Below are 21,954 nucleotides of genomic sequence, written 5' to 3' on the forward strand. Positions count from 1 at the left end.
CAGCAGCGCAGTGAGTTATGCGGCTGCGCCCCATGCCCGAGCACCGCAGGCTGCCCCTTCGCAACGCGAAGGGGATACGGACAGCGGGGCGTGCTTCTTTTGCTTCCTTTTCTTGCACGAGCAAGAAAAGGAAGTCGCCCGCCGGGGCGAGACCCGGCCAGCCACCTCCAAAAAACCAGCCATCAACCAAATCACCCCAAACCCTTACCCATCAAGCACGAAACACCAAACGCCCTACTTCCCGTCCACCCCCTGCGGCACGACGGTCACCCCCGCATTCGGCGCCTCGCCGAACATCTCCGGCGCATACAACGCCTCCACCCGCGTGGGCGGCAGCTGGAACTGGCCGGCGTTGTTCAGCCGCAGCGTGTACTGCAGCGTGACCTTGCCCTTGGGCAGGTATTCGTAATAGCTGCGGTATGCCGAGAACGAGCGCTCCTCGAACGCGGACCAGCCCCGGCCCTCGCGCTTTTCGCCCTGGGTGGCGATCTCGGAGTCGCGGCCCAGGCCGCTGCCCAGGATGGTGGCGCCGGCGGGCACCGGGTCGGTGACGACGACCCAGGTCATGTCGGCCTGGCTGTCGACCTCCAGCGTCACCCGCAGCACGTCGCCGCGGCTGTACTGGCCGGCGGACAGCGCCGGGTTGGCCTGCTCGACGAGAGTGACGCTGCGGCGCACCGCAAAGCCGGCGCTGCGCGCCTGCGTGAGCGGCACGGCGGCCAGCGACTGCAGCGTCAGCCACGGCGCGCCGCCGCCCCGGTGCTCGACCAGCAGCTCGCCGCCGCCCTGCGCCGGCCAGGGCACAAAGGCGGTGTTGCCTTCGAGCATGCCGGGCGCGGCCGGTGCGCCAAAGGCGCTTTGCCGGTGCGCCGCGCCCTGCGGGTCGCCGGCCTCGATGCGACGCACCTTGGCCCAGTCCACATTCACCTGTTCGCTACCCAGCACCGCACGCGTCTGGCCGGCGACGGGCGTGGACTCGAAGGCCGCGCTGAAGCGGCGCAGCGCCAGCGCGCCCCAGAAGTTGGCCGTGGTCGTGTGCCAGGCGCCGCCCTGCTGGCGCGCGATGAAGCCGGTGACCAGCCGCCCCAGGTCGCCCTGCCAGGCGGGATCGTCGATGACGGCCAGCAGCAGGCGCGCGGCGTTCACGTCGCTGCCCTGCATCAGCCACCACCAGGCGTCGCTGCGCTCGGTGGAAAAGCCCAGGCGCGTGCCCTGCCAGTTCAGCCGGGAGCGCAATATCTGCTGCGCCTCTCCCAGCTGCTCGGCGCGGCGCGGCAGCTCGGGCATGCGCTGCACGATGTTCAGCCAGTCGAGCACCGCGTGCGTGGGCCACTGGTTGGGCGCGATGGTGATGCTGGAAAGCATGCGCGCATTCGCGCGGCCGTAGCGCGACAGCGCCTCGATGGCGGCGAGCTTGCGCACGTCCAGGTCGATGCCGCGCGCGGCCAACGGGCTCCACAGGCGCCGCTCGATGCGGCCTTCGACGAAGGCGGTCAGGCCATCCAGCAGCGCCTGGCGGGCGTCTTCGGGCAGCGCAAAGCGCGCGTCCAGCTGCGCGGCCTCGTCGGTGGCGGCCAGCAGGTAGGCGCTCAGCGTGTCGCTGCCGCGGTGGCTCTCGCCGTCCCGCGGCGGAAAGTAGCTGGCCAGGCCGTCGCCGTCCAGATAGGCCGGCAGCTGCGCCGCCACCCCCTGCCACAGCTGCGCGTCGCCCAGGCCGATGGCGCGGCTGGTCTGCTGCTCCAGGCAGCTGAAGGGGTAGCGCGCCCACCAGTCGCGCACGCCGGGCAGGCCCTCGGCCAACCGGGGCTGCAGCGCCAGCGCCAGGCCGCCGCGCCCGGGCAGCGCACCTGGCGGCGGTGCCACGTCAAGCACCAGCGGCACGGCGAGCTGCGCCAGCGTGGCCTGCTGCACGGTCACGGGCACGGCGGGCTCCACCCGCTGGCTGACCTTGAGCGCGTCGCGCGCGCCGGCCTTGCCCTGCGGGTCGCCGGCCAGCGTATCGTGCGCCTCGATCTCCCACAGCAGCTCGCCGGCGCGCGTGTCCGCCAGCGCCCCGGGCACCGTGACGTCCCAGCCCAGCTCGTGCGCCTGCTGCGCGGGCAGATCGACGGTCTGCGGCACCAGCGCGAGCAGCGTGGCGCGCGGCGCCACCTGCACGCGCATTGCGCGGTCGGTGGTGTTGCGCAGCGTGACGCGCGCGCTGAAGCGGTCGCCGGTGCGCACCAGCGGCGGCAGGCCGCTGATGATCTGCAGGTCCTGCGTGCTGCGTACCGCGGTCTGGCCGGTGCCGAACAGGCCGACGCCGGCGTCGGCCACCGCGACGATCTGGAAGGTGGTCAGCGCGTCGTTGAGCGGCACGGTGATGCGCGCCTCGCCTTTTTCGTCCAGCTTCACCGCGGGCTGCCACAACAGCAGCGTGTCCAGCAGCTCGCGCGTGGGCGCGCCGCCACCCCCGCCGCCGCCGGCGGGAACGGCCTTCTTGCCGTAGTGGCGCCGGCCGATGATGTCCATCTGCGCGGTTGCCGTCTGCACGCCCCAGCTGCGCCGCGCCAGCATGGCGTCCAGCAGGTTCCAGCTGCGGTTGGGCATCAGCTCCAGCAGCGCCTGGTCGACGGCGGCCACGGCCACCTCGGCACCGGCGGCGGGCCGGCCGTCCGGCAGGCGCGCCGCAATCGTCACCTGCGCCTTGCCGCGCACCGGGTAGCTGGCCTGGTCGGCGCTCACCTTCACGTCGATGCGGTGGGCGGCCGCGCCCACTTTCAGCTCGGCCATGCCCAGCCGGTAGCTGGGCTTGGACAGGTCGACCAGCGCGGTTGGCGGCGTGTATTCGCGCCCGCCCTGCCAGAAGGCGCTCCACCAGGCGCGCGGCATCTTGTAGCCCCAGGTGAAGAAGCTGTACCACGGCACCTCGCGCAGCCGCCCGCGCAGCACCAGCGCGCTGACGTAGACGTTGGGCGCCCAGCCCGGCTCGATCTCGACCTGCAGCGTCGGGTCCCTGCCGTCGAGCTGCACGACGCGGCTGGACAGAATGCCCTCGCGCTCGACGGTGACCAGCGCGGTCGCCTGCCGGTAGGGCATGCGCAGCTGCAGCCGCGCGGTCTCGCCCGGCTCGTAGCTTTTTTTCTCAGGCAGCAGGTCGATGCGGTCGTGATCCTGGCCGCCAAACCACAGCTCGCCGCGGCGCGTGATCCACACCGACGCGGCGGCGCTGGCCTCGTTGCCCTCCTTGTCGCGCGCGGTGGCCACCAGCTCGACCTCGCCGCTTTGCTCCAGCGCCGTCTCGCACAGCAGCAGGCCGCGCTCGTCGCTCTTGCCGGTGCAGACCGTGCCCAGGTCGTGCGTCTCGGTGCGGTTGTCGTAGCTGTAGAAGCCGCCGACCAGGCGCTTGCGACTGCTGTACGTGGTACGCGCATAGGCCTGCACCGACAACGGCACGCCGGCGCGCGCGCGCCCGTCGGTGCCCAGCGCCAGCGCCTGAAAGCGCAGCTTGCTGCCCACGGCAGAGGCCCAGCCCTCGGTCTTGATGCCGGCCACCACGGCGGCCGGCCACAGCGTGCGCGTGCTGCTGAGCGTCTGCACCTCGCCATTGGGGTCGGCGTAGCGCGCCTCCAGCACCAGGTCCTGCGGCGCGCGGCTGCGCGGCAAATCGTCAATCGTCACCTGGCCCTGGCCTTGCGCGTCCAGCGTCAGCGCCAGCTTGTCGGCCACGACGCGCGTGTTCTGGGCCGTGCCGTCGCCGCCATCCTCGCCACTGCTGGCGCTGCTTTCGTTGCTGGCGCGCGGCGCGTCGAAGCTGAAGGCGTCGAAGTCCTCGAACGCCAGCGGCTTGGCACGCACCATGGCCGACACGCGCACCGGCAGCTGGCGCGCCGGGCCGCCTGCCACATAGCCCACCTGCACCGCCACCGGCAGATGGCGCGGGCGCACCAGGTCGCCGCTGCCGGTCACCGCGATGCTGCCCTGCAGCACCGGCAGGCGGAATTCCTCGACCCAGAAGCTCCCCGCGTCCAGCCCGCTCCAGGCGTCCTCGCCGCCCAGGCGCAGCTGGTATTCGCCCAGCTTGGCCGCTGGCGGCACATGGAACTCGCTGGAAGCGCTCAGGCCCCCGGTCGGTGTCTGGCGCCAGTGCAGCGGCTGGGTGAACTCGCGCCCGCTGCCCACGTGCACGATACGCAGCGTCGCCGGGCGCTCGGCGGGCAGCGCAAAGCCCTGGGCGGTTTCGCTGCGCAGCAAATGCTTCATCGACACGGTCTCGCCGGCGCGCACCAGCGTGCGGTCGAGCACGGTGTGCGCCAGCACGTCGGGCTGTGCTGCGTCGCTGGTGGGCACGTTGAAGCGCCAGGGCTCGATGCCGCGCTGCGAGTCGCTCCAGACGAAGGCCAGGTCGTCGCCGCTGCGCGCGCTGACGAAGTAGGCCTGGCGCCAGCCGCCGTCGCCCTTGCAGGTCGGCGGCTCGACGTCCAGGTCGGGCAGGCGGGCAATGCCGCTGCCGTCGGTGGCCGCGCTGGCCAGCAGGTCGCCGGCGCAGCTGGAGACCTGCACGCGCGCGCCGGCCACGGGCTCGCCGCCGTCCAGCGTGGTCACCCAGGCAAGCGACCCTTCGCGCCCCAGCTTGAAGTGCACGCCCAGGTTGGTCACCAGCGCGCTGGTGCGCACATACATGGTGCGGTCTTCTCCGTAGCGCGGGTCCAGCAGCGCGCCGCCCAGCAGCGGCGAGGCGATCTCGACCACGTGATAGCCCGCCTTCAGCGCAATGCCGACGACCTCGAACGGCCGCGGGTCGCCCGCGGTGGCCGGCGGCAGGCTCGTGCGCTGCACGCCGGTCTGGCCGGCCAGCAGCGACAGGCTGCGCGCCTGCACCAGGACGGCGTCGCGGTCGGTGCGCTCCTGCGGACGGGTCGTCGCTGCGCCCTCCCCGGCAGGATCGGGCGGCGGCACCGGCGGCAGGCCGATGCCGTCGGCCTGCGCCTGTTTGCGCTCGACCCAGCCGGCGTCGTAGCGTTCCAGCTTGCGCATCCAGGCAATGATTTGCGCGTCACCGTCGGGCGCCAGCGCGGCGACCTGGCCACGCCCGGCGGGCTGCGCGCCCGGCTGCAGCTGGGCGACCGGCAGTTGCGACTCGACCTTGCGCAACGTGACCGGCAGCAGCGCCGGGCCATCCGGGCCTTCGGCGTAGCGCTCGATCACGCCAAACGGCGCGGCGGCAAACTTGGCCAGCGGCGGCAGCGCGGCCGTGGTGACCTGCAGCGGAAAGCTCTCGGCGTTGGCCAGCGGGCGGCCGGCTGCGTCGCGAAAATCCTTGGGCAGCTCCAGCGTGAACGCGGTCGACGGCGGCAGCGGCGCGCTGAACACCGCGCCGTCGAGCAGATCCGAGCCCTTGCCCTCGTCGTCGAGCTGCGGCGCAAGCGTCAGCCCGCCGCCCTTCAGGTGGATGGCCTGTACGCGCTTGCGCTCCACCGGCGCGTTGAACGACAGGCGCAGCGGCCGGATCGGCAGGCAGGCGGACTGGGCGTTCTCGCGCTCGCAGGAGAACTCGGCGGCAAACGGCGCGCGCACCTCGTAGCGCAGGCGCTGCTCGGTGGTGGTGGCCACGCCGCTGGGCGTGGCCAGGCCCGCGCCCAGCACCAGCTGCATGTCGGTGCCGGCCGTCATGCGGCGCGCGCAGGCCAGCGTCAGCCAGCGCAGCGGGTGCCCGGCGGCTTTTTTGTCCAGGTGCTGCTCCTGCAGCAGCGTCTGGCGCTGCGCGCCGTCGATCAGGCGCACCGGCACGCGTTCGCCCACGCCGTCGAGCTCGCACCAGGCGTGCTGCTGCACGCTCTCGCGCGTGGCATCGGCGTTCAGCTGCAGGATGAAGAATTGCTCCTCGTCGACCGGCCGCCAGCGGTGCGGGCGCGCGTCCTGCAGCGCCGGCCCGCCGGTGTTGAAGCGGTACTGCTGCGCGCCGCGCCAGGGCGCGCCGCCCAAAGGCGCAAAGCCCGGCTCGGGGCTGAGCGTGCAGCGCACGCCGGGGGGCAGGTCCTGGGCCAGGTCAAACGTCCAGCGCCGCTCGCTGAGCCAGCGCCCCTGGCCGCGCGCGGCCTGCGCGTCGCTGCAGGCCAGCGCAAACGGCGCGCCCGCCTGGGCATCGCCAAAGCGCACCGCGGCGCCGTCGAAGTCGACGACGACCTGGCGCACCTTGGCCACCTCGCCCTGGGGCGAGACCTGGGAGACCTTGAGCGCCCACGCCGCACCGGGCAGCCAGGCCACCGCCGCCAAGGCGCCGCAGACGAGAGGGTTCAAAAGCGTGCGAAGGCGGCGGCGGTGGGTCATGGCAGGGCGGTTGTCAGGCTACGGGGGCAGGCAAGGCGGGCGGCGACGGCGCTTTCGGCCACGCACCGTTCATTGGGGCGTGAAGCCCGACTCCTCGATGATGCGCTTCCACACCGCGGTGTAGGCGCTCTCGCGCGCGTGCAGCCGCTCGGGCGTCATCGGCTCGACGCTCAGGCCCATCTGCACCAGCTGCGCGTGCGCCTGCGGCGCGGCCACGGCCTCGCCCAGCGCGGCCGAGAACTGCTGCGCGAAGTCCGCCGGCGTTCCCGCCGGGGCGTAGAAGCCGTAGTACGGTGTGTCCTCGAAGCCCTTGAGGCCCAGCTCGTCGAAGGTGGGCACGTCGGGCAGCGCCTGCTGGCGCTTGGCGCCCAGCACGGCCAGCACGCGCAGCTTGCCGGCGCGGTGGTTTTCGATGAAGTCCTGCACCGATCCGATGCCCGCGGCGATCTGGCTGCCCAGCATGTCGGCAATCATCGGCGCGCTGCCGCGGTAGGGCGCGGACACCAGGTCGAGCTTGTAGCGCTGGCCCAGCACCTTGACCAGGAATTCGGGCGTGGACGCCGGCGCCGGAATGCCGACTACGCCGCGCCCGCCGCCGCTGCGCTGCACCCACTGCACATAGTCGCCAAAGCTGGCGACCGGCAGCTGCGCCGGCACCGCCAGCGCATTGACGAAGGTGGCAAAGCCGCCGACAGGCACGAAGTCGCGCGCCGGGTCGAATCCGGGGTTCCTGACCACCTGCGGCAGGATGGAGATGGTGTGGTCGTGCGTCAGGAACACGACGCTGCCATCCGCCGGCGCGGCCTTGAGCGTCTGCGCGGCAATCTGGCCACCGGCGCCCGGGCGGTTCTCGACGACGATGGGACGGCCCAGGCCCGCGCCCAGGCGCTCGGCCAGCAGGCGGGCGATGGCATCGGTGCCGCCCCCGGGCGGAAAACCCACCAGAATGCGCAGCGGCTTGCCCTGCTGGGCCCGGGCGTGCGGCAGGACGAGAGCGCTGGCGGCGGCGGCGCTGGCCAGCAGCAGGCGGCGGCGGTTCACGGTCATCGAGGACTCCGGAAAGTGAAAACAATCCAGCATACCCGAGGGCAATCCATCGTCTGCACCGGCGCCAGACTCTGGCACGATAGCGGCCCTAATCGCCCCGCCCGCCATGCCCGCCCACTTCGACACCCACTTCGGCCAGGACCTGTGCAACGTCCTGCAGGCAGAGCTGGGCCTGGTGTGCAGCTTCATGGACGCGCAGGGGCGCATCGTGGCCTCCAGCGAGCGCGCGCGCATCGGCCAGCTGCACCCGGTCGCGCAGCGCATCATGCACGGCGAGATGGACGAGTACAGCGTCACCGCGCAGGAGGCCAGCGCCGACGGCAGCGTGCGCGAGGGCGTGAACATGGCCATCGACATCGGCGGCACGCGCCTGGTGTCGCTGGGCGTGGCCGGCCCGCTGGCGGTGGTGCGCCCGCTCGCGCGGGTGGTGCATTTCTGCGTGATGGCGGTGCTGCAGACCGCGCACGAGCGCACCGGCCCGGCGCCCGCGCCGGCGGCCCACCTGGGCCAGCTGCTGCAGCAGACGCAGCAGACGGTGCAGCAGCGCTTTGCGCGGCTGCACCACGCGATGGACCACATCGACCAGGGCATCATGCTGCTGGACGCGGACATGCGACTGGTCGAGTGCAACCGGCGCTTCCTGGAGCTGGTGGCCTGGCCCGCCCATGTGGACTGGCGCGGCCTGAGCGCCGAGCAGCTGCTCGACCACTACGCCCGCCACGTGCTGACGGACTGGCCGCAGCTGCGCCCGCGCGCGCTCCAGCGCATCGCGCGCGCCCGCGCCGGCCAACCCGGCGACTTCGAGTTCATCTCGCCCCAGGGGCGGGTGCTGCACATCCAGGACCGGCCGCTGCCCGGCGGCGGCGTCATCACCACCTACACCGACATCACCGAGCGCCACCGCACGCAGGCCGCGCTGCGCGCCGCGCACGAAGGCGCCGAGCAGTTGGTGCGCGAGCGCACGCAGCGCCTGGCCCAGATCATCGAGGGCACGCCGCTGGCCACCTTCGTCGTCGACGCGCACGAGCGCATCACGCACTGGAACCTGGCGTGCACCGCGCTGACCGGCCACCGCGCCGAGGACATGATCGGCAGCAGCGCGCTGTGGCGCGTGTTCTACGACAGCCCGCGCCCCACGCTGATCAACCTGCTGGTGCACCAGGCCAGCGACGCCGAAATCTGCGCGCAATACCCCGAGGTGCGCCGCTCGATGCTGATGGACGGCGGCCTGGAGGTGGAGGTCGACGTCGGCCGCCCGGACGGCGGGCCGCGCTGGCTGCACGTGACGGCCGCGCCGCTGCACGACACCGACGGGCGCCCCTGCGGCGCCATCGAGACGCTGCAGGACGTGACCGAGCAGCGCCTGAGCCAGCTGCTGCTGCAGCAGACCAACGACGCACTGGAGCAGCGCGTGCGCGAGCGCACCGAGGCGCTGCACGGCCAGCTGAGTTTTCTGCAGCAGCTGATCGAGTCCATCCCCAGCCCTCTGTTCTACAAGGACGCGCAGGGGCGCTACCTGGGCTGCAACAGCGCGTTCGAGGCTGTCGTCGGCCTGCCGCGCGCGCAGCTGCTGGGCAAGCGGCCGTCGGACATCAGCTCCGTTCACCGGAATGGGGTTTTCGAGAACGTCGACCGTGATTTGCTGGCCAACCCGGGCCGGAAAATCTACGAGACGCCGGTGCAGTTTGCCGACGGCAGCCAGCACGACGTGATTTTTCACAAGGCCAGCTTCACGCTGCCCGACGGCGCGCTGGGCGGGCTGGTTGGCATCATGCTCGACATCACCGAGCGCAAGCGCATGGAGGAAGACCTGCGCCAGGCGGCCACGCTGTTCGAGAACAGCGCCGAGGGCGTGATGGTCACCGACACCGGCGGCACCATCATCGCGGTCAACCCGGCGTTCACCCGCATCACCGGCTACACGCGCGCGCAGGCGCTGGGGCGCCACCACCGCATCCTGCACTCCGAGCGCCACGGCCGCGACTTCTACGCCGCCGTGTGGGCCACGCTGCGCCACCAGGGCCGCTGGCAGGGCGAGATCTGGAGCCGGCGCCAAAGCGGCGAGGACTACCCCAAGTGGCTGTCGATCACCGCGGTGCGCGGCCCGGGCGGCGAGGTGACCCACTATGTCTCCAGCTTCACCGACGTCACGGTGCAAAAGCAGAGCGAAGAGCGCATCCAGCAGTTGGCCTTCTCCGACCCGCTGACCCAACTGCCCAACCGCCGCCTGCTGCTCGACCGCCTGGAGCACGCGCTGAGCGTGCACGCGCGCAACCGGCGCCACGGCGCGCTGTTCTTCATCGACATCGACGACTTCAAGGGCCTGAACGACTCGCGCGGCCACTACGTGGGCGACCTGCTGCTGCAGCAGGTGGCGCAGCGCCTGCGCGCCTGCGTGAGCAGCGGCGACACGGTGGCGCGGCTGGGCGGCGACGAGTTCGTCGTGATGCTCGAAGACCTGGCGCCCGAGGCGCTGCAGGCCATGGCCCAGGCCGAGACGGTGGGCTCGCGCATCCTGCACACGCTGAGCAGCACCTACGAGCTGGGCGACGTGCACCACCACTGCACGGCCAGCATCGGCGTGACGCTGTTCGGCCAGGCGCGGGACGAGGTGCAGGACCTGCTCAAGCAGGCCGATCTGGCGATGTACCGGGCCAAGGCGTCGGGGCGCAACGCGCTGTTCTTCTTCGACCCGCAGATGCAGCACGCGCTGGACGAGCGCGTGGCGCTGGAGGACGCGCTGCGCGGCGCGCTGGCGCGCGAGCAGCTGCAGCTGCACTACCAGCCGCAGGTCGACCACCAGGGCGCCCTGGTCGGCGTGGAGGCGCTGGTGCGCTGGCAGCGCGCGGACGGCCAGACGGTCGCGCCGGCGCAGTTCATCCCGCTGGCCGAGCAGACCGACCTGATCCTGCCGCTGGGCCACTGGGTGCTGACGACCGCCTGCCGCCAGCTGGCCGCCTGGGCCGGCCAGCCGCGCTGGCAGCGGCTGGCCATGGCGGTGAACGTCAGCGCGCGCCAGTTCCACCACGACGGCTTCGTCGACCAGGTGCTGCAGGTGCTGGAGCAGACCGGCGCGCCGGCCGAGCGGCTCAAGCTGGAGCTGACCGAGAGCATTCTGATCACCCACATCGACGAGGTGGCCAGCAAGATGGCGGCGCTGAAGGCGCGCGGCGTCGGCTTCTCGCTCGACGACTTCGGCACCGGCTACTCGTCGCTGGCTTACTTGAAGCGCCTGCCGCTGGACCAGCTCAAGATCGACCAGGGCTTTGTGCGCAACGTGCTCACCGACGCCAACGACGCGGCGATTGCGCGCATGGTCATCGCGCTGGCCGACACACTTGGGCTACAGGTGATTGCCGAGGGCGTCGAGCAGGCAGGCCAGCGCGACTTTCTCGCGCACCACGGCTGCCAGCTCTACCAGGGCTACTGGTTTGGCCGCCCCATGCCGCTGGCCGCGCTGCAGGACTGGGTGGCGCAGCACGACGGCGCGGCGCCGGAGTAACGGCACCACGCCTGGTCAGACGAGGCGCGCGCGCTGGCGCGCGATCTGCGCGCGCACCTGCGCCGGCGCGGTGCCTCCCAGCGTGTTGCGGGCATTGAGCGAGCCTTCCAGGCTCAGCACCTCGAACACGTCGGCGCCAATCGCCGGGTGAAAACCCTGCAGCGTCGCCAGCGGCAGCTCGGACAGGTCCACGCCCTCGGCCTGCGCGGCGCGCACCGCGTGCGCCACGGTCTCGTGCGCATCGCGAAACGGCAGGCCCTTCTTGACCAGGTAATCGGCCAGGTCGGTGGCGGTGGCGTAGCCCCTGGCCGCAGCCGCGCGCATCGCCTGCGCGTTCACGGTGATGCCGCCCTCCTTGGCGCCTGTGGCCGGGTTGACCTGGCCGCCGATCATCTCGGCGAAGATGCGCAGCGTGTCCTTGAGCGTGTCGACGGTGTCGAACAGCGGCTCCTTGTCCTCCTGGTTGTCCTTGTTGTAGGCAAGCGGCTGGCCCTTCATCAGCGTGATCAGGCCCATCAGGTGGCCGACGACGCGGCCCGTCTTGCCGCGGGCGAGCTCGGGCACGTCGGGGTTCTTCTTCTGCGGCATGATCGAACTGCCGGTGGTGAAGCGGTCGGCAATGCGGATGAAGCCGAAGTTCTGGCTCATCCAGACGATCAGCTCCTCGGACAGGCGACTGACGTGCACCATCACCAGGCTGGCGGCGGCGCTGAACTCGATCGCGAAGTCGCGGTCGCTCACGCCATCCAGGCTGTTCTGGCACACGCAGGCGCGCCCCTGTTCGTCCACCATGCCCAGCGTGCGCGCCACGCGCTCGCGGTCCAGCGCATAGGTGGTGCCGGCCAGCGCCGCGCTGCCCAGCGGCAGTACGTTGACGCGCCGGCGCACGTCCTGCATGCGCTGCCCGTCGCGCGCGAACATCTCCACGTAGGCCAGCAGGTGGTGGGCAAAGCTGACCGGCTGCGCCACCTGCAGGTGGGTGAAGCCCGGCAGGATGACCTCGACGTTCTTCTCGGCCACCTCGACCAGCGCCAGCTGCAGCTCGCGCAGCAGGCCGTCGATCAGGTCGATCTCGCCGCGCAGCCACAGGCGCACGTCGGTGGCCACCTGGTCGTTGCGGCTGCGCCCGGTGTGCAGGCGCTTGCCGGCGTCGCCCACGAGCTGGGTCAGGCGCGCCTCGATGTTCAGGTGCACGTCCTCCAGATCCAGCTGCCACTCGAAGGCGCCGGACTCGATTTCCTGCGTGATCTGGGCCAGGCCGCGGGTGATGGCGGCATGATCGGCCACGGCGATGATGCCCTGCGCCGCCAGCATCTCGGCGTGCGCCAGGCTGCCGGCGATGTCGGCCTGCCACAGGCGCTTGTCGAAGAAAACGCTGGCGGTGTAGCGCTTGACCAGATCGCTCATCGGCTCGGAGAACAGCGCCGACCAGGCCTGCGACTTGGTGGCGAGCTGGTCGCCCGAGGGTTGCTGCGGTGCGGAGGAATCAGACATGGGGGCAATAATCCGGTGATCGCAGCCCACCGCAATGGCTGCAGCGGCCGCAGGGCAATGACAACGACAAAACCGCTGATTTTATCGACCAGGCCAGCCACCGGCGCCGCAGTGCACGCGCGCCGCGCGCTGGTGTTCGACGCCTGCCATGCCGGCGTCGTGCTGCGCGCCGTGCTTTTCGTCGAGCTGGTGCTGGCCGTCGGCAGCCTGTTTGGCGCCAGCGGCCCGCGCGCCTGGCTGGTGCACTGGTCACTGCTCACGGCCGCCTGCCTGCCCGCCACGCTGGCCTGGCTGCTGGCCGCCTGCGCGGCCAAGCACGGCCTGCAGCGCCTGGGCGACGCCTGGCAGTACGCCGCCGGCGTGGCATTGGGCGCGCTGGCCGGGCTGATGGCCTGCCTGCTTGGCCGCCCCATGCTGGACAGCCCCGCGCAACCGCCATGGCTTGCCAGCGCGGCCAGCGGCGCGCTGCTGGCCGCGCTGCTGGTGGCCGCACTGATGCTGCGCGCCCGCGCCCGCGCGCCGGCCGCCACCGCCGCGCGCCTGAGCGAGCTGCAGGCGCGCATCCGCCCGCACTTTCTGTTCAACGCGCTCAACAGCGCAATCGCCCTGGTGCGCGAGGAGCCGGCGCGCGCCGAGACGCTGCTCGAAGACCTGAGCGACCTGTTTCGCTACGCACTGCTGGAGCAGGGCGAGTCGGCCACGCTGGCCGAGGAGATCGCGGTTGCGCAGCGTTACCTGGAGATCGAGCAGGTGCGCTTTGGCAGCCGCATGTGCGTGCAATGGCAGCTGGACGATCGCGCCGCCGGCGCGCGGCTGCCGCCGCTGCTGCTGCAGCCGCTGGTGGAGAACGCGGTCAAGCACGGCGTGGAGCCGCTGGCAGCCGGCCAGGCCCGGCTGCGCGTGCGCACCCAGCTGCGCGGGCGGCGCGTGGTTCTGGCCATCGACAACACCGTGCCGCCCGCCCTCGCGGGCGACGCGCCGCGCACGCACGGCCACGGCATTGCCCAGGCCAATGTGCGCGAGCGCCTGCGCCTGCTGCACGACCTGGAATGCACCTTCAGCGCCGGCCCGGGCGAGGACGGCCTGTACCACGTGCGCCTGTCGTTTCCCGCGAGCTGACCGCCATGCACATCCTGATCGTCGACGACGAAGACCTGGCCCGCCGGCGCCTGCGCACGCTGCTGGCCGAGTGCGACGGTGCCTTCCAGGTGCACGAGGCCGCGCATGCCGACGCCGCGATGCAGCGCCTGACCGCGGCGCACGAGCCGGCCATCGACCTGGTGCTGCTGGACATCCAGATGCCCGGGCGCGACGGACTGGCGCTGGCGCAGCACATGGGGCAGCTGGCCCACCCGCCGGCAATCGTCTTCGTCACCGCGCACGCGGAGCACGCGCTCAGCGCCTTCGAGCTCGACGCGCTGGACTATCTGACCAAGCCGGTGCGCCGCCAGCGCCTGCAGCAGGCGCTGGCCAAAGTGCAGCGCCTGCTGCAGGCGCAGGCCACGGGAGCGCCGGCCGCCACCGCACTGGAGCCCGCACCAGAGCAGGCCGCCGTCGTGGCCAGCACCCAGGGCCGCGTCGAGCGCATTCCGCTGGCCGAGGTGCTGTACCTGCGCGCCGAGCAGAAATACCTGACGCTGCGCACCGCCGCGCGCAGCCACGTGATCGACGGCGCGCTGGCCGATTTCGAGGCACGCTTTCCCGCGCACTTCGTGCGCATCCACCGCAGCACGCTGGCGGCGCGCCACGCGGTGCGCGCGCTGCTGCGCACGCCCGGCGGCGCCGAGGGCGAGACCTGGTGCGTGCGTCTGCAGGGCATTGCCGAGCCGCTGCCCGTCTCGCGCCGCCAGCTGGCGGCGGTGCGCGAGGTGCTGGAAGGAAGTTAGAACGTGTTCAAAGTCTCCCCATGGGGAGACTTTGAACACGTTCTTAAGGCATCACACCGACAGCAGGTGGGTGCGGTAGTGCTGCAGTTCGTCGATCGACTCGTTCACGTCGGCCAGCGCCGTGTGGCGCTGGGCCTTCTTGAAGCTGCTGTAGGCCTCGGGCTTCCAGCGCCGCGCCAGCTCCTTGAGCGTGCTCACGTCGACGTTGCGGTAGTGAAAAAACGCCTCCAACCGCGGCATGTACTTCACCAGGAAGCGCCTGTCCTGGCCAATGCTGTTGCCGCACATCGGCGTCTTGCCCTTGGGCACGTAGCGCGACAGGAAGTCGATGATCTGCTGCTCCGCCTGCGCTTCGCTTAGCGTGCTGGCGCGCACCTTGTCGATCAGGCCGCTCCTGCCGTGCGTGCCCTTGTTCCAGGCGTCCATTGCGTCCAGCAGCGCATCGCCCTGGTGGATGACGAGCACCGGCCCTTCGATGCGCGGCATCAGCTGCGGGCCGGTGACGACGACGGCGATCTCCAGCAGGCGTTCTTTTTCAGGATCCAGGCCGGACATTTCGCAGTCCAGCCACACCAGGTTCTGGTCGGACTTGGCCAGCTCGGGCGTAGTGGAAGGGCCGGGGGCGGGGGAAACCGTGGAATTGCTATCACTCATGGCGCGATTGTGGCCCAGCGCGCAGGCATCCACACTGGCGCTGCCCTACACTGTGCGCCCCATGTCCGAAACACTCCCGCCCCCCTCCCTGCTGCTGACCCTGGTGTTCAGCGCGGCGCTGCTCGCCGGCCTGCTGCTCAAGACCTGGCTGGCGTCGCGCCAGATCCGCCACGTGGCGCTGCACCGAGCGCAGGTGCCGGCGCCATTCGACGGCCACATCACGCTGGCGGCCCACCACAAGGCGGCCGACTACACGCTGGCCAAGCTGCGCCTGGGGCTGCTCGACCTGATGCTGTCGGCCGCCGTGCTGCTGTGCTGGACGCTGCTGGGCGGACTGGATCTGCTCAACCAGGCGCTGCTGGCACTGCTGGGCGGCGGCATGGTGCAGCAGCTGGCGCTGCTGGGCTGTTTTTCGCTGATCGCCGGACTTCTTGCGCTGCCGCTGCAATGGTGGCAGACCTTCGTGGTCGAGCAGCGCTTTGGCTTCAACCAGATGACGCAGCGCCTGTGGCTGGCCGACCTGCTCAAGTCCACGGTGCTGAGCGCGGTGATCGGCCTGCCGCTGGCAGCGCTCATCCTGTGGCTGATGCAGGCCACGGGCGGCCTGTGGTGGCTGTGGGCCTGGGGCGCGTGGGCCGCGTTCACGCTGTTGATGATGGTGGTCTACCCGCTGTTCATCGCGCCGCTGTTCAACCAGTTCAAGCCGCTGGACGACCCGGCGCTGGCCGAGCGCGTCAATGCGCTGATGCAGCGCTGCGGCTTTACCGTCCAGGGCTTTTACGTGATGGACGGCAGCCGCAGGAGCGCGCATGCCAACGCCTACTTCACCGGCTTTGGCGCGGCCAAGCGCGTGGTGTTCTTCGACACCCTGCTCAAGCAGCTGGCGCCGCGCCAGATCGAGGCAGTGCTGGCGCACGAGCTGGGGCATTTCAAGCACAAGCACATCGCCAAGCGCATCGCGCTGTCGCTGCTGCTCGGCCTGCTCGCCTTTGCACTGCTGGGGTGGCTCGCCACGCGCGGCTGGTTCTACACCGGCCTGGGCGTGCAGCCCAACCTGATGCTGGATGGCGTGGCGGGCTCCGCGCCCAACGACGCGCTGGCGCTGCTGCTGTTTGCGCTGGCCGCGCCGGTGTTCACCGTCTTCATCACGCCGCTGATGGCCCAGCTGTCGCGCCACGACGAGTTCCAGGCCGACGCCTACGCCGCGCAGCAGACCAGCGGCGCGGAGCTGGCCGGCGCGCTGCTGACGCTGTACCAGGACAACGCCTCCACGCTCACGCCCGACCCGCTGTACGCGCGCTTTTACTACTCGCACCCGCCGGCCGCCGAGCGGCTGGCGCATCTGCAACTGTTTCCCTCCTCCACCAAGGCGGCACCCGCATGACCACGATGTTTCCCAAGAAAGACTGGGCCGGCCAGGCCCGGCGCGCGCTCAGCGCGCCCGAGGTCGTCGCCCAGCTGGCGCAGCTGGACGGCTGGACGCTGCAGGGCGACGGCGCCGACCTGCAGATCGCCAAGACCTACCGCTTTGACAATTACCACGAGACCATGGCCTTCGTGAACGCGGTCGCCTTCATCGCCCACACGCAAGACCACCACCCGGTGCTGACCGTGCACTACGGCAGCTGCACCGTGGGCTGGAACACGCACGACGTGGGCGGCATCTCGGCGACCGACATCGACTGCGCGCGCCGCGCCGACGCACTGCTGGCCACGCCATGAGCGCCGCGCGCGAAGGCCTGGTCGTCGCCAGCCACGGGCGCCACTGCGTCGTCGAGAGCAGCGACGGCCAGCGGCGCATCTGCCATCCGCGCGGCAAGAGGAACCAGTCCGTCGTGGGTGACCGCGTGCTGTGGAAGCCCGCCGCCCCCGGCGCATCGCGCGGCCACGGCGACGAGGGCACGATCGAGCGCGTGCAGGAGCGGCGCAACCTGTTCTACCGCCAGGACGAGGTGCGCACCAAGTCGTTTGCCGCCAATCTCGACCAGATCCTCATCCTGCTGGCGGCCGAGCCGGTGTTCTCCGAGAGCCAGCTCGCGCGCGCGCTGATCGCCGCCGAGGCCGCAGGCATCACGCCGCTGATCGCGCTCAACAAGAGCGACCTGGTCGAGCCCTTCGAGCGCGCCTGGCAGCGCCTGCTGCCGTATCGCCACATGGGCGGCGACACGCCCGGCCAGGCGCACCACTACCGCGTGCTGCCGCTGTCGCTGGCGCAATGCGCCGAGGTCGACCGCACGGCGCTGCTGGCACAGTTGCAGGGCAAGGCCACGCTGGTGCTGGGGCCGTCCGGCGCCGGCAAGAGCACGCTGGTCAACCTGCTGGTGCCGGGCGCCGCGGCGCAGACGGGCGAGATCTCGCAGGCGCTCAACTCAGGGCGGCACACGACGACGAGCACCACCTGGTACTGGATGGACGCCGAGCGCTCGACCGCGCTGATCGACTCGCCCGGCTTCCAGGAATTCGGTCTGCGCCACATCGCCGCCACCGCGCTGGCGCACCACATGCCCGACCTTGCGGCGCACGCGGGCAGCTGCCGCTTCTACAACTGCACCCACCTGCACGAACCCGGCTGCGCGGTGCGCGCCCAGGTGGCCGATGCAGCAGATGCGACATGCCAGGACGGCACGATCAGCGCCAACCGCTACCGCATCTACGCCGAGTTGTTCGAAGAATTGAGCGCCGCGCCGCGCTATTGACGCTGCGCGGCGTGTAGCGGCGCCGCAACCGCGCTTGCCGCCCCGCCTTTCCACCGCGTCCCTATTCACCCCCCCTGCGCCTCACGCGCGGCGGCCGACTGGTGACCTGCGGCGCCACCACTGCTGACCAGCCCGGAGCCGACCTGCGCCGCCTCTTTGTGCGTCATTCCGTTTTTATATCAATCGAATACGCGAAGGTGAAGCGCAGACAGTGCTGTAGCACGGCAAGCGAAGCCGACAAAGTAATCGGTTGATATAGAAATGGAATCAGTTGCAGATCTTCGGCTCCAGCCTGGGTGACTATGGCGAGTTCCATGACCTGCTCGGCTTTGTCCAGCGCACCGGCCTGCGCCCGGTCATCGACAGTGAATACCCGCTGGATCAGGTGCATGCCGCGCTCGACCGCCTTGCGTCGGGCGCGCAGTTCGGCAAGGTGGCGCTGCGCATCGGCGCACAGGCCGCGGGTTGAGGTGATTAGGTTCCCGCGATGGCGTGCGCCCAGGTGCTGGATGCGCGGCGTACGAAGGGCCGCCGTGCTATCCCAGCAACCGCGCCAGCGTCAGCAGCGCCAGCAGCAGCATCCAGACCACGACCGAGCGCCACACCAGGCCGACGACGCTGTGCAGGTGCGCGGCCTCGGGTTCCGAGCCCGGCGTGGGGCCGCTGTCGTCCATCACCATGCCGGCCTCGAAGTCCTGCTCGCTGTGCTGCTGCGCCGCACGCAGCGCCTCGCCGCCCAGGCGCACGTGGATGGCGCCAGCGGTTGCCGCCAGCACGATGCCGTCGTTGTCGCTGGGAAAGCGCTGGGCGTAGAAGCGCCAGCCCTCGATCGCGTCCTCGAAGCTGCCGACGACGGCAAAGCTGAGCGCGGTCAGCCGCGCCGGCACCCAGTCGATCACGATCCAGGCACGCGCGGCGGCAGAGCGCAGCGCCTCGCTGATCGGGTGGCGCGTAAGCGAGCGCGGCCCCCAGTAGCGCGAGGCGAACTCGGCCATGCGGTACAGCACCGCCCCCGTGGGGCCCAGGCCCAGCGCGGCCAGCACCGCGTACCAGGCGAGCACGCCGAACACATGCCGATGCGCGGCGATCACCGAATACTCGATGACATGGCGCACGATCTCGCTGCGCGGCAGGTCGCTGGCGTCGACCTGCTTCCACTGCGCCAGCCGCTGGCGCGCAAGCGCCATGTCGCCGTCTTCCAGCGCGTCGCGCAGGCCGGTGAAGTGGTAGCTGAACTGGCGAAAACCCAGCGTGACGTAGAGCACCGCGACGCTCCACACCAGCGCCAGCGGCCAGCCGATCCAATGCAACAGCGCCCAGTGCACCGCCAGCACCGCCAGCGGCGGCACCAGCACGCCCAGCGCCCAGGCCAGCCAGGCCTGGCTGGGGCCGCCCGCGTCAAAACTGCGCCCCACCGACAAGGCCCAGGCCCGCAGGCCGGCGTGCATGGGGTTGCTGCGCGCAAGGGGGCGGGCCTGCTCGATCAGCAGCGCAAACAAGATCGCGAAAAAGCTCATGTCGGCAATGATAGCGGCGCACGTCCGTGCTGCATTCAAGCGCGCATGAAGCGGTAGAAATTGCGCAGCATGCCGGCCGTGGCACCCCAGATGAAGCGGGTATGGCGGCCATCGTCGTACGGCATGGAGAGCCATTCGCGCTGCTGGCCCTGCCATTGCATCACGTGGTGGTGGTGGTGGGCGGGGTCGAGCAGGAAGTCCAGCGGCACCTCGAACACGTCGGCCACCTCATCGGGGTTCGGGTGCAGCACCAAGCCGGGCTGCACCAGCGCGACCACCGGGGTCACGATGAACGAGGTGCTGGTCGCGTAGATGGGCAGCCGCCCCAGCACCTCGACACCCGCGGGCGCCAGGCCCACCTCTTCCTGCGCCTCGCGCAAGGCAGTGGCGACGGCGTCGCGGTCGTGCGGGTCGGTGCGACCACCGGGAAACGCAATCTGTCCCGAATGCGTGGACAGGCTTTGCGTGCGCTCGGTCAGCAGCACCGTGGGCCGCGCATGCAGCACGATAGGCACCAGCACTGCGGCCAGCGCCGGCGTGCGCTGCGTGAACAGGCGCTCGCGCACCACCTCGGGCTGCCAGTGCGGCGGCATGGCAAAGCGCCGGCGCAGTGCCTCGGGGGTCTGCTGGTCTGCGGCAACTGCCGGCAGATGGTCGTCGATGGCCGCCACCGGTACCCGGCGCGGATCGAAGTGTGGGGGCAGCGGCGCGATGGGCGCCTCGCTGATTGCCGATGGCGCCGCTGGCATGGATGGCGAAGGACGGGGAGAGGACACGGAAAAATAAAAAAACCGCTACAGGTTTTGCACTGTAGCGGTTTTGCGTCTGCCTGCCGTCGCGACGGCTGCAACGGCGCGGTGCCTGATTACGCCGCGTCGCTGGTCTTGACCTTGACGCGCGAGGGCAGCTTTTCCTTGATGCGCGCCTTCTTGCCGCTCAGGCCGCGCAGATAGTACAGCTTGGCGCGGCGCACGTCGCCACGGCGCTTGACCTCGATCTTGGCGATCAGCGGGCTGTAGGTCTGGAAGGTGCGCTCGACGCCTTCGCCGTTGGAGATCTTGCGCACCGTGAAGCCGCTGTTGAGGCCGCGGTTGCGCTTGGCGATCACCACGCCCTCGTAGGCCTGCACGCGCTTGCGCGTACCTTCGACCACGTTGACGCTGACGATGACGGTGTCGCCCGGCGCGAAGTCGGGGATCGTCTTGTTCAGACGGGTGATTTCTTCCTGCTCGAGGATCTGGATCAGATTCATGTTGCCATCCAACGATCTTGACCGCGCCACCATGGTCTCGCCGCAACAAAGAAGCGCGAGGTGCTGCACAAGGCGTGCAGCGGCCGGACAGAGGATCGAAAAGCTTTTGATTATAGCTCGGATCGACCGAACTCCAAAGACGCCTCATCGCGCCGCGTCAGCAGGCCCTTCGCACGGGCCGCGTCGACCAGATCCGGGCGCAGGCGCGCACTGGCCTGCAGGCGCTGGTCGCGCCGCCAGCGCTCGATTTGCTCGTGGTGGCCCGACAGCAACACGGCCGGCACTTCGCGCCCCTGCCACTGCTCGGGCCGCGTGTAGTGCGGGCAGTCGAGCAGGCCGTCGAGCTGCGGGTTGAAGCTGTCGAGCTGGTGGCTGTGCTCGTCGCCCAGCACACCGGGCTGCAGCCGCGCGACCGCATCCAGCAGTGCCATGGCGGCGATCTCGCCGCCCGAGAGCACGAAGTCACCCAGGCTGATCTGCTGCTGCACATGGGCGTCGATGAAACGCTGGTCGATGCCCTCGTAGCGCCCGCACAGCAGGATGGCACCGCTGCCCTGCGCCCACTGCGCCACCGCGCCGTGGTGCAGCCGCTCGCCCTGGGGCGAGAACAGCACCAGCGGCGCGCGGGCGCCCTCTTCCTCGGCGCGATCGGCGCGGATCTGCTCCAGGCAGCGCTCAAGCGGCTCGGCCATCATCACCATGCCGGGGCCGCCGCCGAACGGCCGGTCATCGACACGGCGGTAATTGCCCTGGCCATGGTCGCGCGGGTTCCACAGCCTCACGTCGACCTGCCCCGAGGCGTAGGCGCGGCGCGTCACGCCGACGCTGAGAAGCGGCGCGAACAGCTCGGGAAACAGCGTGATGACGTCAAAGCGCATGGGCAGGCGCGGGGAAAAAGAGGGGAGGGACACGAAAAAGGAGGCGGAAAAACCGCGGCCGCCACGGCATCAGAAGTCGGGCTGCCAGTCGACGGTGATGCGCCGTGCCTGCAGATCGACCTGGTCGACAAAGGCCGCGACGAAGGGAATCAGGCGCTCGCGCGCCTTGCCCGCATCGTCCCAGGACAGCACCAGCGTGGTCTGTGGCCCCGTGGCCAGCAGGTCGCGCACAACGCCCAGCGCCACGCCTTCGCGGTTGACCACGTCCAGGCCAATCAGGTCGACCCAGTAGTACTCGTCATCCTGCGTCGCAGGAAAACTGGCGCGCGAGACGAACACGCGCGCGCCGCGCAGCGACTCGGCCGCATCGCGATCGTCGATGCCGTGGATCCAGGCGACGACGGCGTCGGAATGGACGCGCGACTGGCGCAGCTGCAGCCGCACCGGCGTCTCGAAAAGCCTGGCGCCCTTGTCCGGCGGAGCGAGAAACCAGGTCTTGCCCGCCAGCAAGGCCTCGGGGCTGCTGCTGTAGGGCTGCACCTTGATCCAGCCCTTGACGCCCCATGCGCCAACGACGCGGCCTACCTCGACGGCATCCTCGGGCAAGGCGGCGGGTTCGAAAAAAACAGGCTCGGTCATCGGCGCACCATCAACGACAAGGGGCGAACGCGTCGGTGGATACCAACGCGATTCGCCCCGGCTTGGCAGGCAAGCAGTGG

16 protein-coding genes are annotated in these 21,954 nt (G+C 70.7%); 7 read left to right on the forward strand and 9 right to left on the reverse strand.

Going from position 1 to position 21,954, the window contains the following annotated elements:
- Positions 1-234: 234 nt before the first annotated feature.
- Positions 235-6,309, reverse strand: a complete 6,075-nt coding sequence (locus ABD767_RS05725) for an alpha-2-macroglobulin family protein (protein WP_344868691.1) — start codon at positions 6,307-6,309, stop codon at positions 235-237.
- Between the two features lie 69 nt (positions 6,310-6,378).
- A complete protein-coding gene (locus tag ABD767_RS05730; protein WP_103045443.1) occupies positions 6,379-7,356 on the reverse strand; it encodes a tripartite tricarboxylate transporter substrate-binding protein in 978 nt (325 codons plus the stop codon).
- Positions 7,357-7,462: 106 nt separating this feature from the next.
- On the opposite strand from ABD767_RS05730, the gene ABD767_RS05735 reads away from it, so the two are divergent.
- Entirely contained in the window at positions 7,463-10,858 is a 3,396-nt protein-coding gene (locus ABD767_RS05735; RefSeq protein ID WP_103045444.1) for an EAL domain-containing protein, read from the forward strand.
- Positions 10,859-10,873: 15 nt separating this feature from the next.
- Here the strand turns inward: ABD767_RS05735 and argH are convergent, their stop codons facing one another.
- Positions 10,874-12,352: an argininosuccinate lyase gene (argH, locus tag ABD767_RS05740; protein ID WP_103045445.1), complete on the reverse strand. Its 1,479-nt coding sequence runs from the start codon at positions 12,350-12,352 to the stop codon at positions 10,874-10,876.
- 57 nt (positions 12,353-12,409) lie between these two features.
- Here argH and ABD767_RS05745 point away from each other — a divergent pair, with 57 nt between their 5' ends.
- Entirely contained in the window at positions 12,410-13,471 is a 1,062-nt protein-coding gene (locus ABD767_RS05745) for a sensor histidine kinase (protein ID WP_344868695.1), read from the forward strand.
- A 5-nt stretch (positions 13,472-13,476) separates the two neighbouring features.
- Positions 13,477-14,238, forward strand: a complete 762-nt coding sequence (locus ABD767_RS05750) for a response regulator (protein WP_103045447.1) — start codon at positions 13,477-13,479, stop codon at positions 14,236-14,238.
- A gap of 51 nt (positions 14,239-14,289) precedes the next feature.
- Here ABD767_RS05750 and orn read toward each other — a convergent pair whose 3' ends face one another.
- Positions 14,290-14,892 carry an oligoribonuclease gene (orn, locus tag ABD767_RS05755; protein WP_103045451.1) on the reverse strand — a complete coding sequence of 201 codons (603 nt, stop codon included), beginning with the start codon at positions 14,890-14,892 and terminating at the stop codon, positions 14,290-14,292.
- 61 nt (positions 14,893-14,953) lie between these two features.
- Here orn and ABD767_RS05760 point away from each other — a divergent pair, with 61 nt between their 5' ends.
- The 4 genes from ABD767_RS05760 to ABD767_RS05775 all read left to right on the forward strand — a co-directional run bounded on the left by ABD767_RS05760 (position 14,954) and on the right by ABD767_RS05775 (position 18,057).
- Positions 14,954-16,276 (forward strand): M48 family metalloprotease, encoded by a 1,323-nt coding sequence (locus ABD767_RS05760; RefSeq protein ID WP_103045452.1) that lies wholly within the window; start codon positions 14,954-14,956, stop codon positions 16,274-16,276.
- On the forward strand, positions 16,273-16,614 hold the full coding sequence (locus tag ABD767_RS05765) for a 4a-hydroxytetrahydrobiopterin dehydratase (protein WP_103045448.1): 342 nt from the start codon (positions 16,273-16,275) through the stop codon (positions 16,612-16,614). The genes ABD767_RS05760 and ABD767_RS05765 overlap by 4 nt, the downstream gene beginning before the upstream one ends.
- Positions 16,611-17,588, forward strand: a complete 978-nt coding sequence (rsgA, locus tag ABD767_RS05770) for a ribosome small subunit-dependent GTPase A (protein WP_103045449.1) — start codon at positions 16,611-16,613, stop codon at positions 17,586-17,588. Before ABD767_RS05765 ends, rsgA begins: the two co-directional genes overlap by 4 nt.
- Positions 17,589-17,859: 271 nt before the next feature.
- Positions 17,860-18,057: a zinc-binding dehydrogenase gene (locus ABD767_RS05775; protein ID WP_344868699.1), complete on the forward strand. Its 198-nt coding sequence runs from the start codon at positions 17,860-17,862 to the stop codon at positions 18,055-18,057.
- A gap of 67 nt (positions 18,058-18,124) precedes the next feature.
- Here the strand turns inward: ABD767_RS05775 and ABD767_RS05780 are convergent, their stop codons facing one another.
- The 5 genes from ABD767_RS05780 to rimM all read right to left on the reverse strand — a co-directional run bounded on the left by ABD767_RS05780 (position 18,125) and on the right by rimM (position 21,874).
- Positions 18,125-19,105, reverse strand: a complete 981-nt coding sequence (locus ABD767_RS05780) for a CobD/CbiB family protein (protein WP_103045232.1) — start codon at positions 19,103-19,105, stop codon at positions 18,125-18,127.
- Between the two features lie 35 nt (positions 19,106-19,140).
- Positions 19,141-19,854 (reverse strand): CoA pyrophosphatase, encoded by a 714-nt coding sequence (locus ABD767_RS05785; protein ID WP_103045231.1) that lies wholly within the window; start codon positions 19,852-19,854, stop codon positions 19,141-19,143.
- 116 nt (positions 19,855-19,970) lie between these two features.
- Complete coding sequence (gene rplS, locus ABD767_RS05790) at positions 19,971-20,357, reverse strand: 50S ribosomal protein L19 (protein WP_103045235.1); 387 nt, start codon at positions 20,355-20,357, stop codon at positions 19,971-19,973.
- Positions 20,358-20,467: 110 nt separating this feature from the next.
- Positions 20,468-21,235, reverse strand: a complete 768-nt coding sequence (trmD, locus tag ABD767_RS05795; RefSeq protein WP_103045230.1) for a tRNA (guanosine(37)-N1)-methyltransferase TrmD — start codon at positions 21,233-21,235, stop codon at positions 20,468-20,470.
- A gap of 69 nt (positions 21,236-21,304) precedes the next feature.
- Positions 21,305-21,874, reverse strand: coding sequence for a ribosome maturation factor RimM (gene rimM / locus ABD767_RS05800; protein WP_103045229.1), 570 nt, complete (start codon positions 21,872-21,874; stop codon positions 21,305-21,307).
- Positions 21,875-21,954: the final 80 nt, after the last annotated feature.

The organism is Comamonas faecalis, assembly GCF_039538025.1.
Taxonomy (GTDB): domain Bacteria; phylum Pseudomonadota; class Gammaproteobacteria; order Burkholderiales; family Burkholderiaceae_C; genus Comamonas_C; species Comamonas_C faecalis.